The organism is Gemmiger qucibialis (assembly GCF_027689445.1).
In the GTDB taxonomy this organism is placed as follows: domain Bacteria; phylum Bacillota; class Clostridia; order Oscillospirales; family Ruminococcaceae; genus Gemmiger; species Gemmiger qucibialis.
This window is the reverse complement of sequence record NZ_JAQFEN010000003.1, coordinates 265,860-282,334: the sequence shown is the minus strand read 5'-3', so window position 1 is coordinate 282,334 and position 16,475 is coordinate 265,860. Positions and strand designations below refer to the sequence as shown.

Genomic DNA, 16,475 nt, shown 5'->3' with positions numbered 1-16,475 from the left:
TTAAGATTCTCCTCGGATAATTGAATATCTCGGATAATGCGCCCTTGTAAACAAGGGACTTATGGCGTGTCCCCGGATTTTGGCAGGTTTGCAGTCAATTCCGCAGCCCCCGGAAGATGGGACAGGGCAATCAGAAATGCTTTGACCTCTGCGCCGGAAAGGTTGGAAGCCAGCGGAAAAATACCCTCCAAAATGGCTCCGCGCTCAATCAAGCGGCGGGTGCGGGCCTTGCGTTCCTCGTTCCGATGCTTGTTCTCCAAAATCTTCTTTCGGTTTTCAAGCCGCCGAATCTCCTTCAGGACTTTCTCCCGTTCTTCTTTTTGGGGGTGGGCTGTAATTTTTTCGTTCATGTCAGGCACCTCTTTTCTTTGGAAATACTCATAGATTGACCGTCCATTTCTGACGCGCAAAGTACCGGCGCAGCCTCCGCAGTGCGGCATGGATGGATTTTCCCGCCTGTGATGGCGTGATACCCTCCATTGCGGCAATATCTTTCACTTTCATACCCAGCATATAGCGGGCGTGGACACGGCGAGCCTGCATAGGCGGCAGGGAAGAAATGGCTTCGTACAATCGCCGTATCAGTTCTTCGTATGCGGCTAATTCTTCTTTTTCTATCAGGTAGTCCTCCGGCGATGGCTGCGCCCAGCCGATGGCGGCATTTTCGATTCCATCGTTACAATCGAGGGAATAAAACGCCTTATACCGGAACATCTTGCGATCTCTGGCGGCCTCGGCTCTCTTGTCCAGAAGAAACGCTTCGACGATCTCATCGGACACCTCCACAAAAATGTCCTCTTTGCAAAATGGATAATATTGTTTGAGATTGATGGTCTGCATAGGCACGCCCTCACTCTGTTTGGAAAAGGCCATCATAGCAACGGCGCATATTCCGCAGCCCCCGACGGATGGAAACGCTGACCTTGCTGCTGTGGACGCCCTCTCTCCGGGAGATTTCCGGCTGCTTGATACCGGCAATGTAGTAGGCGTGAACTCGGCGGGCCTGTGTCGGAGTGGCATGAGCCAGAGCCACCGGCAGAGCTGCAATCAGGTATAGGCGGGTGGTCATTTCTTCTCGTTCCAGCAAAATATCTTCCGGCGATCTGCTGTGTTCCAGTGCGTAATTTTCCAGCCAGCTGTATGCGTCCAGAGAGTAGTAGGCGCGGTGGTAGACTTTCCGACGCTCATAGTTCTCCATCTCCCGCTTGGCCTGATACATCGCTGCCCATACCTCGTCCGTAACATCCACAAACTCGTCATGCCGGTAGTGGGGATACATCCACCGCAGATTGATTGTTTTCATAGGCTTACCTCCTGAAAATCGGAGAGGCGGGCAGCTTGTCCGCTGTCCGCCCCTCGCTGAGATAAGGGAAATAATCCCTTTCACTTGGTAGCCCGAAAACAGGTCATTCGTTAAGCCTGTTCTCAAAGAATTTTATAAATTTTTTTCTGACCGCCTCCACACTTTGATAAACAGCCACTTTGGAGCAGCCGCACAGCACACCGATCTCTGCAAGGCTCAACCCGTCAAGCGCATAGAGCAGGAACCGGCGGCGCTGGGCCTCGGTACAGGTGTCCAGAACAGCCATCAGCTCATGCAGCGTTTCCATGCGGCAAAGGTATTCCTCCGGCGTTTCGCCGTAGACCCCTACACCCTCGGTGGTAATGATGTACTCGTCAAACTCCCGGCCATCCCAATGCCGCCGCTGTTCATGGAACAGGTTCTCCGTTTTGTGATCTGCCCGGTCAAGAAATTCATAGACTTCCAGCGTGACCTCCACGGCCACAGCTTGTCCGTTATAATTGATGGTAACTTCCATCTGCCTTTCCTCCATTCAGATTTTTTCGGGAAAATCTGAATGGGGCGGCGGAGAACGGCACCGGGGATAAAGTTCGGGCCATGCTGCCCCGATGTTCCGGCTCCATAGAGACAAAAAAGCGCCCGGACGGCATAAAGCCATACGAGCGTAATAGAGTATATTTTGCTGTTTAGTTACATGGTATAGTGCATACTTCTGACCGCATTGCTCCGCTGCTGGGAACAGGCTTTTTTTAGCTGGTGCAGGTCATGGGGACTGTGAAAAAAGGCAAAAATAGACACGGCGGCAATCCTCCTATGTGCCGCCGTGGATTTACACGGTGTTAGGTCGTCGTTGGTTTAGCGTAGACGAAAAGAAACGGCGGCTCTGAAAATCAAAGCCGCCGCTTCAAATGGGCGTGTCGATATGGCTGCTGTACGACGGCTTTTTTTCTTTTGCCGTCGTGTGGCAGTTTCTAAATCAACATGATAGGCTGTTAGTCGGTAGTGCTGCCTACCCAATTAGGATTGAAAGTTGTCATGCACTCATCGTCCCCATTCACAGACTTAGATACGAGAAGCCCATTTTTGATGTCCTCCAGGGTCTGCTCATATTCGGCAATGTACTGGTCTGTCATTTCCTGCGTCCACTCGAAAGAGCCCTCGCTGGTTTCGGCCATTGCGTGCTCGTCGGCCATTTCCTGAAGAGTTTTCTTTTCCTGTTCCAGCCATTCCTTGTACTCGTCATAAGTCCACCACTCGTAGTTGATTGCGGGATGGCTGTTATTATAATCTTCTTCGGACATCCAGTTTGCGCCATTGTCCTCGCTGACAAAGGTCTTTCCGCTCTCCTTGTCCTTGTAGCTCATAACGCCATCGGAATCATCCGTTGTGGACACGACCGTTTTCTGCTGTGCAGAATTGGCAACAGGTGCGTTTAGCGCATGAGCTTCTGTGACCCCATGCAAGGGACTTACTGCACCCAGTCCCATCAATACCGTCAGAGCCAATGCTCCGAATTTAGCTTTTACCATTTTGCTTTGCCTCGCTTTCAAAAATTATAGCTGTCCTCTTGAGGACAGCTATAAGATAACAAAATGATTTGGATATAGTTTGCAAGGAATATGGAGTTTAGATGGAGTTGATAGCACCTCTTTCTTGCGGCATTTCAAGCCAGAACACCACACCTCTGCTTGTGTTTTGGATACCATATTTTGCGTGGTGCAGTTCCATGATTTTGCGGACGATATAAAGTCCTAAGCCTGTTCCCCCAGTATTACGATTACGGGAGGTATCCGCTCTGTAAAATGCTTCAAATAGATGGGGTATCATTTCCTCTGGAATATGGACGCCTGTATTTTCAACTTTGCAGGAAACGGTATTTTTATCGTTCGATAAGGATATATAGATTGCCTCGCCATTCGGTGAGTAGCGAATGGCATTTACCAAAACATTTTGAATGGCTCGTTCCATCTGTGCCGGGTCTGCATCACACAGGATTTTGTCAGGAATATCCACGGAAAGGGAGATTTCTTTTTCAGACAGCAAATCGGTCACATCAGCTATTTGTACCCGAAGAAGCTCTGCAAAATCAATCGTCTTATATTCTGTTCTCTGTTTTCCGTCTGTTTTAGATACATAGAGCAGTTCTTTCACTAATGTTTCCATTTTTTCAACAACGGCCAGCGACCGCTCCATATACGACTCTTGATTTTCATATCCTTTGACCTTATTGAGCATCCCCATTAAATGACCTTTCAGAATTGTCAAAGGCGTTTTCAGTTCATGTGATGCCGCCGAGAAAAATTCCTGTTGCTTTTTTTCAAGTTCTCGCTCTTTTGATATTTCGGCCTCTAACTCGGAATTGCTTTTTTTCAGTTCTGCCAATGTATGCTGTAAATTATCCGCCAAAGTATTTAAGCTGTCCGAGAGTATTCCTATCTCGTCTGAACGATTAGAATTTCCGTGCGGCTCAAAATTGAGCTGGGCCATTTTTTGCGATGTGCTGCTTAATTCAATAATCGGTTTTGTTATATAGCGTGAGTAAATGACAGAAAACAAGATGGACATAAAGAAGATTCCCAATATAACCAGCGGAACGGTTTGCCAAATCGCCTCTGTTGCCTGATTGACGGACACCGTATCACTTTGCACATAAAGGGTATAGTCGCTACCTAACAGGGTGAACACATAGCCTGCTTCTGTCAGTAATTCGTCACTTGTAATAATTGCGCTATCAGGATTTTCTTGAATCGTAGCAATAGAATCCTTGTCTGTTGTTATCGTCAATTTGTCACTTGAATACAAAATATCTCCATAATCATCTTCAATATAGGCAGTTGCTTTTGTCTGTGCGGTGAATTGCTGAACAAGTGAATAACATTCCTCTAAGGAACCAGCCTTTTCCAATACTGGCACTAAATCATTTGCTTGCTTTTGCAATTCTGCACTAAGTCGATTGCTATAAGTTTGGGGAATATATCTCGCCATACTGAAAACAGAAAGCAAACATACCAAAATCAAAAGAACCGTTGTCGCTAAAAAGAGCTTTGCCGTTAGGCTCGTTTTAATTTTCCTTATCAATTCTGTATCCCACCCCTCTAATTGTTTTTATATAGTCAGCATTTAACTTTTTGCGAATGTTCTTTATGTGACTATCAACGATCCGATCTTCGACCTCCAAATCGTCCGCCCACAATCGGTCAAGTAGCATTTGCCGAGTAAAGACCTTTCCCTGATTTTCAAGCATAAGCCTAAGAAGCGCAAACTCTTTGCTGGTCAAAACAACCTCGTTTCCGCCTTGATATACATGGAATCCATCAACATCCATACTCAACTCTTTATAAGTAAGCAGGGATTGATTTTGATTTTCCACAGTCCTACGGCGAAGAATAGCCGCAATCTTGCACAGCAGGATTTTGGGCGAAAAGGGCTTTGGAATGTAATCGTCAATCTGCTGTTCAAAACCCCGCAACTGGTTTTCTTCATCCGAAAGCGCAGTAAGCATAATAATAGGGACTTGTGACCTTTTGCGAATGACCTCACACACACCATAGCCGTCGATTTTAGGGAGCATGATGTCTAACAGCAAAAGGTCGATTGTATCATCAAACATTGCAATCCCCGCCACGCCGTCAGAAGCAACAGCAACTTCATATCCCGCATCAATCAGATGGTTTTTCAATATATCCTGAATGTCAATATCATCTTCGACAATTAAAATCTTCTGCATTGTTCCACCTCCAATTTTTCAAGTATAGCAGAGAAATATGTATCTATTATGGAGAACTCAAGATTTAGAAAGATTATTGTAATTATAAGTTACCTCTGTGTTGCAAAGCAAGCGTGAATATGAATTATAAACTTCAACTAACCTACATATAGCAACATTCCACGGGCAAAGTATGAATTATACAATGTAGATGGGTGATGTTATATGGCGAAAGTTGAAGATTGTCCCGGTTTTGAAACCTTCGGCGCAGATGTCAAAGCTGCACGAGAGGCAAAGCGTCTGGCACGAAAAACATTGGCAGAAATGGTTGGGATTGAATGGCGGTATCTTGCCAACATTGAGAATCAAGGTGCGATTCCGAGCCTGCCTGTGATGATCCAGTTGATTAAGGTCTGCGGACTTCCCGTGGAACGGTATTTTAACCCGGAGATTATGCGAGAAGAAAGCGAACAGCGGCAACGGGTCAGCCACAAGCTGAAGCTTTGCCCTGAAGAATACCTGCCGATTATCGAAGGTGCCATAGATGGGGCGCTCAAAATGGAACAGACTGCGAAGCAGAAGGAGGACGCATAATCGCGGCCTCCTTCTGGCATTTCTATATCAAGGTTCCCGGCACTTTTCCAAAAGTTCCCGACACCTCTGCTGGATTTCTCCGGTTTCTGTCACAGTCAGGTCACGGTCATTTCCAGTAATCTTATCTTCCAGAAAGTTGGCGTATGTACCCAACAAAGCGTTCCGTAAATCCTCCGGGGTTTTCTGTATTTCAGCGCTGTACCAGTCATTCCGGTGGGGTTCCCATGCCATCAATGTATAACCGTGGCTGGTCTGAACCACCTCATACAGTGGATCATCATCCAGATATGCCTGAAACACTTTCAAAATCTTTTCAAAGGTCAGCATTTCCCACACCTCCCATTCAGCTGCAAATCAGTTCCCTGATTAAAATTTCCTCAATCTGTGCCGCTAATGTGTTCATCAGCCCTACCCAACGCATAGGATCACAGGCTTTCAGTTCTTCCGTGACACCCGCAGTCTCCATCATGTGAGGCAACATGGTGTCCACGCGCTCCTGCGCTGTCCGGTCAATCTCTAACAGGTGTGGATACAGCTTCTCGCTCATCAGCAGTTGGTTGTAGAGAATGGGGCGATGTTTCTTTAGGTAGGATTTTCTCATCCTGCCGTACTTGCCGATAGAAGTTTCCGGCTGTTCAGAAAGTTTTAGGTTGGGTATATCATAATCTCCACAACGAATGTAAGTCAACTTACTCATTTTCATTCTCCTTTGCTTCGTGATGATTAGACTGCTGCGCTGGCTGCTATGCTGCCTTTGCGCGGTTCTTCTTTCGGCAGCTGTCCGACAGTAGAAAAAACACCTTTTTTCATATCCTCAGCCCGGATCAGGGCTTTCTTAGCGTCCATTTCCGCTTTTTTCTGCGCCTTGATTTTGTCCTCATACCGTTTCTGTGCGCCGCTGGCTTTTCGTTTCAAATAGTTCTGATGAAGCCTGTCCTTGCGTTCTTCTTTTTTTCGCAATTCTTCCTGTTCCTCCGGTGTTAAAGGAACCGGCTGTAAGAATGGTGGGATATAGCGTCCTAAAAAATTGAAGTAGATTTCAATTTCCTGCGTGGTGTCCTGGCTGCCTTTTCGGGCGCGTTCGTGGACAAGGATTTTTTCTACAAACTCATTGAGCATGGTGTTTGTCAGCGTGTCAAAATTCTCGTACTTATCAATCAGGGCTATAAATTTCTCCGCTGATTTCTGGCTTTGCTCGTAGCCGGTAATAGCCTTTTCCAGCTCCGCAATTTCAATCTCAAGTGCGTCCTGCTCTTTGGCATACTGTGCATCGAGCGCCCTATATCGTGCATCCGGCAGCTTGCCGAGGGCATTGTCCTCATAGATTTTGCAAATCAGTTTTTCCAGTTCTCCGGCTCTCTTTTGGGCAGCAGCCAGACGCCTGCGCTTTTTCGATATATCGGCACTCTGTTGAGCAACCTGCGTCTCCTGAACAGTGTGAATAAATTCCGTCCGGTCATTTCTCGAATATTCAGCGATAGCCCGGAGCGTGTCGGAAACCAATGTCAGAACAGCACTCTCATTGATACGGTGTTGTGTAGGGCATAGTGTCCCACACGGAACTTTGGTATAATTGGAACAGGTATATTGAGAAATCCTCTTGCCATTGTTGGTGCGGTGGACATACATCTTGCCGCCGCAATCGGCACAATAGAGCAATCCTGTGAGGGGAGCCGCTTCGCCCCAGCCGTTTGGATAACGCCGTACATTGCTGCGGATTTTCTGCGCCAAATCAAAGGTCTGCTGGTCGATAATGGCTTCATGGGTATTCTCAAAGATCGTCCATTCGTCCTCAGAAACATAGTGGCTTTTCTTGTCCTTAAAGTGCTTGCGGGTCTTGAAATTGATGGTATGCCCCAAATACTCTCGTTTTTTCAAAATGTTCACGATGGTAGATGATCCCCATCCATAGGGGTCTTTGACCGGCTTTGAACGGTTCACACCCTCGTTGAAGCGGGCAAGGTGTACGACAGGAATTTCAATCCGGTCTGTGGATAATTTGCAGGCGATCTGGTAAGGCCCATATCCCTCCAGCGTGAGGGAGAAGATACGGCGTACCACTTCTGCAGCTTCCTCATCTACCAGCCAATGCTCCCGCTTTTCGTCCCATAAGTAGCCGTAAATCACGGTGCCTGTCAGGTGCTTACCGCTCATTCCTTTTGACTTAAACACAGAGCGGATTTTCCGGCTGGTATCACGGGCGTAAAATTCATTCATAATGTTGCGGAACGGAGTGAAATCGTCATCGCCTTTCAGACTGTCCACACCGTCATTGATCGCAATCAGCCGAACTCCGCGCTGCCGCAAAACCTCCATGACCTGACCGACCTTTAAATAGTCGCGCCCCAACCGGCTCATGTCTTCTTGTGTCAAGTAGGGACTAAAAAAATTTTGAGAATTTACAAGCCGTTCATAGGTGGACAACCACCCGTGAACGGCTTGCATTTTTCTCTATGCTCTTTTGCCGTTCTTTGTGCGACGCTTCTTATACGCCGCCTCGAACGCCTCCATCATTGGAGTGACCGGAAGCACGTTGTCAGGCTTGGACAGATACTCGAACCGGATGCCGTTCTCCCGGAACTTTCGCTCAAACCTCATGAAAGAGGAAGTGTTCCGGCTGATCCGCGAGGTGTCGCGGGCGAGGATCGTGCCGATGCCCTGACGCTTGGCTTCGTTCAGCAGGAAGCTCATGATGCCTTCCGTATGAACGCCGGAGATGCCGTCTGCCGCAACCGCAGCAGCTACCTCATAGCCCTTGTCCTTTGCATAGCGTTCCAGCTCTTCCCGCTGGTCTGCTGCCGCAAGCTGATCCGCACAGGCAACGCGGATATAAAGAAATACTTTCATTTGGCTTCTCCTTCTGATGTAGTGAGGAAGTCCTTGAACTTCCAGACGATTTCTATGTTGTCAAGATCGTAAATGTAGACCGCAGAAATGAATGCGTGGGTCAGCTCATAGGTCAGAGCTTTGCAGTCGGCGTACTGTTCGCAGACCGCATCCAGCTTTTCATCTGAACAGGCGGTCTCGGAGTCAAGCTCCTTCATCCGTTCGTGACTGCGCTGGATTACTCCATCGTTTTCAGCAATCTTCACATCCGCTGCCGCCTTCTGCTGAATGTACGCCTCCTTCGTGATGCTTCCGGCTGCATACTTCTCGTAGAGCCTCAGCTTGGACGCCTTGTGCTGCTCGTTCTGCTTTTGCAGAGTGCGGATTTTATCAGCACATTCCTTGATGGCAGATTTCCGCAGATCACCGACTTCGCGGTTCTGTATTGCTTCCTTCTGTGCCAAAGCAAGAAACTGAGTAAGGGCATGGAAGACAACCTTCTCAATATCCATTTCCGGAAAGCTCCTGCCAACCGGACAGTCTGTGTTTCCGTTGTTGACCGAGTGAATGCACTGGAAGTATCGAATGCCAGCCTTGTTCTTTCGGCGTGTCATAGCACGTTTACAGTTACCGCAGCGGACGAGTCCCTTGAGCGGATAGTCATGCTGCTTGCGCGTGGGATTCCGACCTCCGCCTCGAATGACCTTCTGAGCAAGCTCAAAGTCTTCCTTGCTGATAATAGCTTCATGCGTACCTTCTACGATAATCGGCTCATTGACAACACGCTTTTTTGAGCCGACACCGCAGGACTTCATTTTGCGGCTGACCAGTGTTCCGGTGTAAACAAGGTTTTTGAGGATGTTGTAGACCATCACGGTTTCCCAACTGATTTTCTCGCTCATGTTACTGAACTTCTTCTTGTCGGGATGCTTACTCTTGAAGTATTGCCCCGGCGTCGGGATGCCGTCATCGTTCAGGCTGCGGGCGATCTGAGAGGTGTTGCTGCCTTCCAGCGCCTCACGGAAGATACGACGGATCACATCAGCCGCCTCCGGGTCTACTGCAAGTTTATTCCGAATGGTAGGATGCAGGACGTAGCCGTATGGAGCATAGCCGCCGACATACTTGCCCTGCTTCATCATCTGGATTTTTGCCGATGTGGTCTTTACGGAGAGGTCTTTGCTGTATGCCGCATAGATGATGCTGCGCATAACCACTTCCAGACTGCCCGTTGTGCCTTTGTAATCGTCACTGTCATAGCCGTCGTTGATGGAAATAAAGCGGACGCCCATGAATGGAAAAGTGCATTCCAGATAGTTTCCCGTTTCAATGTAGTCACGAGAAAAGCGGGAAAAGTCTTTGACGCAGATCAGGTTAATCTCGCCGCGCTTGACATTCTCCATCATCTGCGTGAACTGAGGACGGTGAAAATTCGTGCCGGTATAACCGTCATCCGCAAACTCAGACCGCTGACAGTGAGACAGCTCCGGATGATTGTCAAGAAAGCGGTTGATGAGCATACGCTGGTTGCCGATGCTGTCACTTTCCGCCTTGCTGCCATAGCCGGTATCTTCATCAGCCATTGAGAGGCGGATGTAGATGCCGATGTTGTATTCCTTGCTCATTTACATCGCCTCCTGTACTTCCTTGATGCTCTGAACGGTCAGAGCGTAAATATCGCCGTATTTCATGACCAGCTCGATTGAGCCGTCCTTATGGACTTTTACAAGCTCTACGGACTCGTCAATCAACTCCTGAGAGAGTTTTGCTGCACCGCTGACAGATTTCATCAGCGTGAGCCACTTATTGTCCTCGGACATTGCCTCGGCAAACTTTACCTTCCGCTGAACCGCTTCATCCAACCGCCGTGAAAGATCGACATACTGCTCATCGTAGGCTTTCTTGGCAAAGGCGTATTCCTCTTCATCGAGAACGCCTTCCGTGAAGTCCTCATAGAGACGGGTACGCTTCTTGGAAATACCGCTGAGTTTCAGATTCAGGCTTGTAATGAGCGCATTCTGCTGATCTCGGATGCTGCGTTCACCTTCGCTGTTTCTCAGTTTGGCAAGCAGCTTGTCGTAATTGAGAGCCGCCTTGACTTGAAGCTGAATCGCCGCAAGCACATCGGCTTCGAGTTTGTCCTGCCGCGTATAGTGTGGCGTACAGAGATTGCCGCGCTTGACGGATGAACTGCACTCATAGAAGGCGTACCATGCGCCGTCCTTGCGCTTGTCAACGCGCTTGCGATGGAAGTAGAGCTTTTTGCCGCAGTCTGCGCAGACGATTTTGTCTTCAAAGAGATTGATCAGCGTAGCGCGGATTTCTTCCGTGCGCTCCATCTTCTCAACTCTCGTCTTTGCAGCGGCGTCCCGCATCTCTCGCACCTTCTGGAAGTCCTCACGGGAAATGATTGGCTCATGAGTGTTGGGAAAAACAATCCATTCCTCGCGGTCAATGTGCTGATTTTTGACACCCTTGTAGATGGCGTTCAGCGTTCGTCCGAGTACGGTATCTCCAACGTAATGGGGATTATCCAGAATGGTAGTCAGTGAAGACTTGTTCCAAATCTTCTTTGCCGTAGCATTGCCTGTGCGGACACCGACCTGATACTTCTGAAACTCCGGATTGGGAGCGTTCATTGCGTCAAGCCGGTCTGCAATCGCCGGAAGAGACAGCCCTTCGATTTTCCATTGGAAAATCTTCTGAACAATCGGTGCGGTTTCCTCATCGAAAACCATATTGCAGTGTGCTTCATCCCAGCGGTAGCCATACGGGAGATTGCGCTTCTTGAACTCTCCGCTTTCCATCTGCGCCTTGAGCGCGGTAGAAACCTTGCGGGAGATGTCCTTCGAGTAGAGGGTGTTGATCATGTTTTGCAGAGGGATGATAAGGCTTTCGCCGGAGCCGTCCGTATCAAAGTTGTCGTAGTTCTCTTTGATGGCGATAAACCGAAGCCCGATCTGAGGAAAGACCCGTTCCAGATAGGTTCCTGCCTCAATGTAATCTCGCCCGAACCGGCTGAGATCACGAACCACAAGGCACTTGATTCTGCCGGTGCGGATGTCGTTCATCAGACGGTTGAACTCCGGTCTGTCAAAAACCGTACCCGTTCGTCCGTTGTCCACATAGGTATCTATCAGATTCAGATAGGGACGCTCTGCAATGTAGGACTTGCAAATCTCAATCTGATTTGCGATGACATCCACCTTTTCAGACTTGCCGCTGTTTTCAACGGAAAGACGGGCATAGATGGCTGTTGAGAAGACCTCGGAAGAGACAGATTCAACAACCGGCTCTTCGACTGCAATTTGTTTTCTGCTTTTTCTTGCCATTTGCTCATCCCTCCTTTATACGGCAATATCCAGTTCGTCGGCATAACCGAGAACGTATTCAAGTGTCTGCTGGTATTCATCTTTGTACTTGAAGACAATTTCGATTGCATGGTTTTCGTGAATCAGAATGCGGTCAACCAGCGACATCAGCACACGGCGGTTCAGTTCTTCGACGTTTTCATACTGCTTGAAAAGCGTTACCCAGTTCCGTTCAGTCGTACCGGTTGTCACCGTCTGCTTCATTTCTTTTTTAACCCGCAGAAGCGCGTCCTGCTTGTCCTCAATGATTTTGGTGTAACTCTTGCGGAACTCGAAGTATTCCGACTTATCGATGACGCCGCCGATGAAGTTCTCGTAAAGCCCCAGCTTGAGCTTTTGATACCGCTCAATCTCTTCCTCGATTTTGGCAATCTGGGCTTCGTAATTGAAAGCCTTGCGACTCTGAGACGGAAGCCGCTCAATCATTGCAAGCGCGTGTTCCAGATTGATGACAAGCTCAATTTGGTCATGAATGGCACGGAAGACCTTTTCCTCAACCTCTTTTGCGGCGATGCTGTGCGGGCTGCACGTCCGGGTGTGCTTATTGGTGGAGCAGACGTAGTAGATATACTTTTTCGTCTTCGACGGGACGGTCTTGCGGATCATTGGCTGCTGACAGTCTCCGCAGAACAGGAAGCCGGAAAACAGATGCGCCTCGTCCTGATCGGGTGAACAGCGCATATCTCTCTGCATCATGACCTTGACTGCCATGAAGTCCTCGTAGGGCACAAGAGCTTCATGCGCATTTTCTACCTTGACCCACTCGGATTCATCCTTGCTTTTCACAACGCGGACTTTGTAGTTGGGAGTGCCGCGCTTGCCTTGCGCCAGAACGCCGATATAAACCTCGTTGGTGAGAATACGCTGGACGGCTTTGTATGTCCATTTTGCGGTATCGCCGGTTTTGAAGACGGTATCAAACTTCACACCGGCGGAATGCTTGTATTCCATTGGGGACAGAACGCCCATCTGGTTCAGACGCTTTGCAATGCGCCCAATGGAGAAGCCGTCCTTGTACATGGAAAAGATCATCTGCACATATTCGCTGACCGCTTCATCCACGATGAGCTGGTTTTTGTTCTCCGGCGATTTCATGTAGCCGTAAGGGGCGAACGAACCGACGAACTCACCGCTCTTCTGCTTGACTTCCAGACTGCTTCGGATTTTCATGGAGATGTCCTTGCAGTAAGAATCGTTAATCAAGTTTTTGAACGGGATAACAAAGGAGTCGGACTGCGGATCACCGGTCAGACTGTCATACGCATCATTGATTGCGATGAAGCGTATGCCGAGCTGCGGGAATATCTTCTCAATGTAACGTCCGCCGTCGATATAGTTTCTTGAGAAGCGGCTGAGATCCTTAACCACAATGCAGTCAAGCGCACCCTTGCGGATTGCCTCTTCCAGCTTTTTGAACTGAGGACGATTGAAGGAAACGCCGCTGTAACCGTCATCAACAAACGGCTCACAGACAAGCTCCAAATCCTCATGTCTTGCGATATAGTCCTCGCAGATGGCTCTCTGGCTGGCGATGGAGTTGCTTTCTACTTTGTCTCCATCCTCACGGGACAGACGGCAGTAGATCGCCGTGCGGTAAACCTTGTCTGGCATAAAAATAACCTCCGTTTTTCTGTTTGGTGTGGTACATCAAATCAGAAAGACGAAGGCTTGCTTCAACTCTTATGAAGAGGAACACGAAAACACCACATGACCATCAAGGCAAGCGGCTTAATCCGTATTCTTCTTTTTTTGACCGATTAAATTATACCACAGGCTCAATCGCTTGTCCATAGAACCGGGCGAAAAGATTCAGACTGTTCATAAATCAAAGACCTCTCAGATAGTGTTCCAGACAATCTTCCATTGTCGTGTCCGTCTCGGCGAAGCTGATCTTCACCACAGTTTTCCCGTCCAGATAACAATAGGGATTTCTGATCTGCTTGATGAACTCCCTCAGTCTGACTTCTTGCGGTGCAGCAGGATCAAGCCGGATGCTGCTTCTCTGAACGAGTGTGCTTCGGTCAACCGTTTTCGGGCTGACGTTTTTCATTGTTTCAATGCCCATCATATTCTAAGCACCTCCTGTTTCGTAGAACTATTCAGGACAAAAGGATATGGCAGAGCATCTTGTGAAGATACCCTGCCACATAGTTTTCATCCTGAAACTATATAGTAAGTTTCTTTTGGGTTTGTTTCGTTGTCCGGCATATTTGCAGCTCGCGCCCCTGCCAGAAGAACTTTGCAGTTCCGGGAATGCTGCGGACTACCAATGGTCAATCGGTATCATGGGACTCTCACCCCTCCGAGGATCGCTCCGAGCCGCCCATTCAAAGAAAAGACGGAAGTATCATTATACCCGGCATCTGCATCGTCGCAAGCAGCCGCACCACACGACTGTTATAGCTCTCCGGAGGTCGCTCACTCCCTTTCGGGAGGTCTTGGCGTCGGAAGCTGTGTTGCTTCGCAGAAGCGGAAAGATCCGCAGCACTGAACTATTCAGTTTTCAAGGAGCAGTGAAGTGGTCTGATTGACCCTTTCACTTTACAACGGACATCTTTTTGCCGTTTGTTGAGTACCGCTCAAAAAATTCTTTGAAATTTTTTCTGCACCGCTGCTTTGAGGTCAAATGCAGCTCTGATGCCGATGCCTTTCCTTCGGGCAAACTCTCGAAGAGTCAGTCCTTCACGAGTCATCGCAAGATACAATTCGCGCTGCTTCTCGGTCAGAATGGAAAGAAGCTCCTTCTCTTTGAGGGCGGTGATCAGTTCCTCCATGCAGTCGCGGGAGTCTGCCAGCCATGCAGCGGACTTCACATCGTCCTCCGGCATAGCGTCAAGGGACAGCACGGTACCAGAAATTTTCTCTGCGCCGTCCTCATCCTCAGAGGTGTTGTCAGAGCCATACGAGCGTCTGATCCGCTTTTCCTCTGCGCGAAGGATTCTCATAACCTTGCGGTCAACCTCGGAAACTTCGCCGGTTCGTTTCACGCGCACCATGCACTTGCCGTCCTCCGTAGTCCAGAGATCGTAATCGAACGCGATAGGGGTTTTAGGGATTTTCATTGTTCATCCTTTCCGCTGCGCGGGAGCAGCGGGAAGGGTGAAGACAGAAAAAGAGCCGCATGACGGTGAGGTTTGAATCCCATGCCGATAAAACAGAGCAATTAAACTCTGTCTCATGCGGCATTAGGATGACTTCACCTATCAGGCGGCTCCACAGCTCAGCTATGACATATATTTTATTTTAGAACAGAGGCTTGTCCTCCGGTTCTTACTTGGTACGCGGTCGCAGTCTTCTCATATTCAGCACATCAAAGACTGTGATCCGCCCGCATTTCTTGCACTTGGATTCTACATGACCCCTCGTGTCCTCGTAGACAGCAATGGCATTATGCTGACAATACGGACATTTCAGGTATCGGGGCTTTTGCTGGGAAATGGCAACTCTTGCCCTGCGGATTTTTTCGATCAGCTCCGGCGTCGGTTCCTGAACCCGAATGGATGCTCTCTTCATTACCACACCTCCAATGGGTCAACATACTCACTGAATGGACGATCTACCATGTAGCCGAGCTGACGAAGGCGGATAGACGCCGTTGTCTTGGAGACACCGAACAACCGGCAGAAAAGGCGCAGCGTTAAGTGATCACCATACGAATACCTCCCCTCGTAATTGATCAGCGGCGTTTCTGCAAACCGACGCATTGCCAGGTCAACCTCTTTTTGAGGAAGCAGGATCGCCGCGCCCAAGACATTTGCTTGCCACTCGTTCCAGTCCTCGCGGGTTTTCAGCTCTCGCGGCGTATAGGCTGTCCGTGCGGAATATTTCATTTCGCAGGACGCCTTTACCTCTTCCGATTCCAGTTGGAAGAGAATCTGATGAGCGCACTCGTGGGCAAGGGTAAATCTGCGCTTGGCGCAGAGCCGCTGCACGTTGCCGGATCGAATGAAGCTCTCGTCCAAGATGACCTGATTACGCTTCAAAGCCAGTGTGCGCGTAATACCAAGTTCCGTGATCTTGTACTCAGTGTCGGCATAGGCAGTGACACCGCAGATGCTTCCGTCCGGCGAGAGACGGGCGAATGATACGCGAAGACCGAGGTAATTCTTTGCAAACTGATCAATGGGTGTTGGCAAAGCTGATCGGTCGGGCTTGTCCGCCTCATCCCCGAAAAAGAACCGATTGAAGTCCTTTGTTGTTGAGGCTGCAATTTCTTCAAGTTGGCGCTGGGATAAAATCATGAGCAGTTGTCCTCCTTTGCTTCGACGAACCACTTGTCTCCTTCGTGGAAAAGAAATGACTCCTTTCCGCGAATCTGAACTGTGTAACGGATGCCTCCGCCCCCAACCTTTTTGGATGTGGCGCGGCATTTGTATAGAATCTGGTCGATTTGAAAGATTACACCGTTGTCCCACCAGATAAGGCGAGGGAGGATTGCCCCCTCCTTGTCCACATCCAGCGTAACCGGGACGTATGCTTTTCTGTACTGTGTAGCCATTTCTGTTTTTCTCACTCCTGTTCCCTCATACCGGTGTATGCCGGTACGGATGATCTTCGGCAGCATAAATGCCTGTCCATTTGAACTGCTCAAAAGATGTAACTTTTTCGTGTACAACTACTCATGCCCCTTGACAGGATGAGCAATTCAGGATATACTATGAGTAGTTGGATTGCT

The 16,475-nt window shown here is 48.8% G+C and carries 18 protein-coding genes and 1 pseudogene; 1 reads left to right on the top strand and 18 read right to left on the bottom strand.

From position 1 onward, the window contains the following. Positions 1 to 59: 59 nt before the first annotated feature. From PG062_RS07890 to PG062_RS07860, 7 genes are all read right to left on the bottom strand, one after another. On the bottom strand, positions 60 to 350 hold the full coding sequence (locus PG062_RS07890; protein ID WP_118213134.1) for a DUF3847 domain-containing protein: 291 nt from the start codon (positions 348 to 350) through the stop codon (positions 60 to 62). Positions 351 to 378: 28 nt separating this feature from the next. Continuing rightward, positions 379 to 840 (bottom strand): RNA polymerase sigma factor, encoded by a 462-nt coding sequence (locus tag PG062_RS07885; protein WP_270751846.1) that lies wholly within the window; start codon positions 838 to 840, stop codon positions 379 to 381. A gap of 10 nt (positions 841 to 850) precedes the next feature. Beyond that, positions 851 to 1,303 (bottom strand): RNA polymerase subunit sigma-24, encoded by a 453-nt coding sequence (locus tag PG062_RS07880; protein WP_244799747.1) that lies wholly within the window; start codon positions 1,301 to 1,303, stop codon positions 851 to 853. Between the two features lie 103 nt (positions 1,304 to 1,406). Continuing rightward, complete coding sequence (locus PG062_RS07875; protein ID WP_270751845.1) at positions 1,407 to 1,820, bottom strand: RNA polymerase sigma factor; 414 nt, start codon at positions 1,818 to 1,820, stop codon at positions 1,407 to 1,409. Between the two features lie 475 nt (positions 1,821 to 2,295). Continuing rightward, positions 2,296 to 2,832 carry a hypothetical protein gene (locus PG062_RS07870; protein WP_118658837.1) on the bottom strand — a complete coding sequence of 179 codons (537 nt, stop codon included), beginning with the start codon at positions 2,830 to 2,832 and terminating at the stop codon, positions 2,296 to 2,298. 97 nt (positions 2,833 to 2,929) lie between these two features. Beyond that, positions 2,930 to 4,381 (bottom strand): sensor histidine kinase, encoded by a 1,452-nt coding sequence (locus PG062_RS07865; protein ID WP_118658836.1) that lies wholly within the window; start codon positions 4,379 to 4,381, stop codon positions 2,930 to 2,932. Continuing rightward, entirely contained in the window at positions 4,365 to 5,030 is a 666-nt protein-coding gene (locus PG062_RS07860) for a response regulator transcription factor (protein WP_117456766.1), read from the bottom strand. Before PG062_RS07860 ends, PG062_RS07865 begins: the two co-directional genes overlap by 17 nt. Before the next feature lie 204 nt (positions 5,031 to 5,234). Here PG062_RS07860 and PG062_RS07855 point away from each other — a divergent pair, with 204 nt between their 5' ends. Continuing rightward, the gene (locus tag PG062_RS07855; RefSeq protein WP_005933665.1) at positions 5,235 to 5,603 is read left to right on the top strand and encodes a helix-turn-helix transcriptional regulator; all 369 of its coding nucleotides are present in this window, start codon (positions 5,235 to 5,237) and stop codon (positions 5,601 to 5,603) included. A gap of 27 nt (positions 5,604 to 5,630) precedes the next feature. On the opposite strand, the gene PG062_RS07850 is transcribed toward PG062_RS07855, so the two are convergent. The 11 genes and pseudogenes from PG062_RS07850 to PG062_RS07800 form a co-directional block, all read right to left on the bottom strand. Beyond that, complete coding sequence (locus PG062_RS07850; RefSeq protein ID WP_004612693.1) at positions 5,631 to 5,930, bottom strand: hypothetical protein; 300 nt, start codon at positions 5,928 to 5,930, stop codon at positions 5,631 to 5,633. 16 nt (positions 5,931 to 5,946) lie between these two features. Continuing rightward, a complete protein-coding gene (locus PG062_RS07845) occupies positions 5,947 to 6,300 on the bottom strand; it encodes a TnpV protein (RefSeq protein WP_118322732.1) in 354 nt (117 codons plus the stop codon). A gap of 26 nt (positions 6,301 to 6,326) precedes the next feature. Next, positions 6,327 to 7,967 (bottom strand): annotated as a pseudogene (locus tag PG062_RS07840) (DUF4368 domain-containing protein); the annotation flags it as partial. Between the two features lie 87 nt (positions 7,968 to 8,054). Continuing rightward, complete coding sequence (locus PG062_RS07835; protein ID WP_270751842.1) at positions 8,055 to 8,450, bottom strand: recombinase family protein; 396 nt, start codon at positions 8,448 to 8,450, stop codon at positions 8,055 to 8,057. Beyond that, entirely contained in the window at positions 8,447 to 10,054 is a 1,608-nt protein-coding gene (locus PG062_RS07830; protein WP_270751841.1) for a recombinase family protein, read from the bottom strand. Before PG062_RS07830 ends, PG062_RS07835 begins: the two co-directional genes overlap by 4 nt. Beyond that, positions 10,055 to 11,761: a recombinase family protein gene (locus PG062_RS07825; RefSeq protein ID WP_270751840.1), complete on the bottom strand. Its 1,707-nt coding sequence runs from the start codon at positions 11,759 to 11,761 to the stop codon at positions 10,055 to 10,057. It abuts the gene before it with no gap. Between the two features lie 15 nt (positions 11,762 to 11,776). Beyond that, the gene (locus tag PG062_RS07820) at positions 11,777 to 13,411 is read right to left on the bottom strand and encodes a recombinase family protein (protein WP_270751839.1); all 1,635 of its coding nucleotides are present in this window, start codon (positions 13,409 to 13,411) and stop codon (positions 11,777 to 11,779) included. A gap of 214 nt (positions 13,412 to 13,625) precedes the next feature. Beyond that, on the bottom strand, positions 13,626 to 13,868 hold the full coding sequence (locus PG062_RS07815) for a DUF6870 family protein (RefSeq protein WP_009323467.1): 243 nt from the start codon (positions 13,866 to 13,868) through the stop codon (positions 13,626 to 13,628). Positions 13,869 to 14,379: 511 nt separating this feature from the next. Beyond that, a complete protein-coding gene (locus tag PG062_RS07810; protein WP_270751838.1) occupies positions 14,380 to 14,862 on the bottom strand; it encodes a hypothetical protein in 483 nt (160 codons plus the stop codon). A gap of 450 nt (positions 14,863 to 15,312) precedes the next feature. Next, positions 15,313 to 16,041, bottom strand: coding sequence for an ImmA/IrrE family metallo-endopeptidase (locus PG062_RS07805; protein WP_008816141.1), 729 nt, complete (start codon positions 16,039 to 16,041; stop codon positions 15,313 to 15,315). After that, positions 16,038 to 16,364 (bottom strand): hypothetical protein, encoded by a 327-nt coding sequence (locus tag PG062_RS07800; protein WP_005934743.1) that lies wholly within the window; start codon positions 16,362 to 16,364, stop codon positions 16,038 to 16,040. The genes PG062_RS07805 and PG062_RS07800 overlap by 4 nt, the downstream gene beginning before the upstream one ends. Between the last annotated feature and the right edge of the window lie 111 nt (positions 16,365 to 16,475).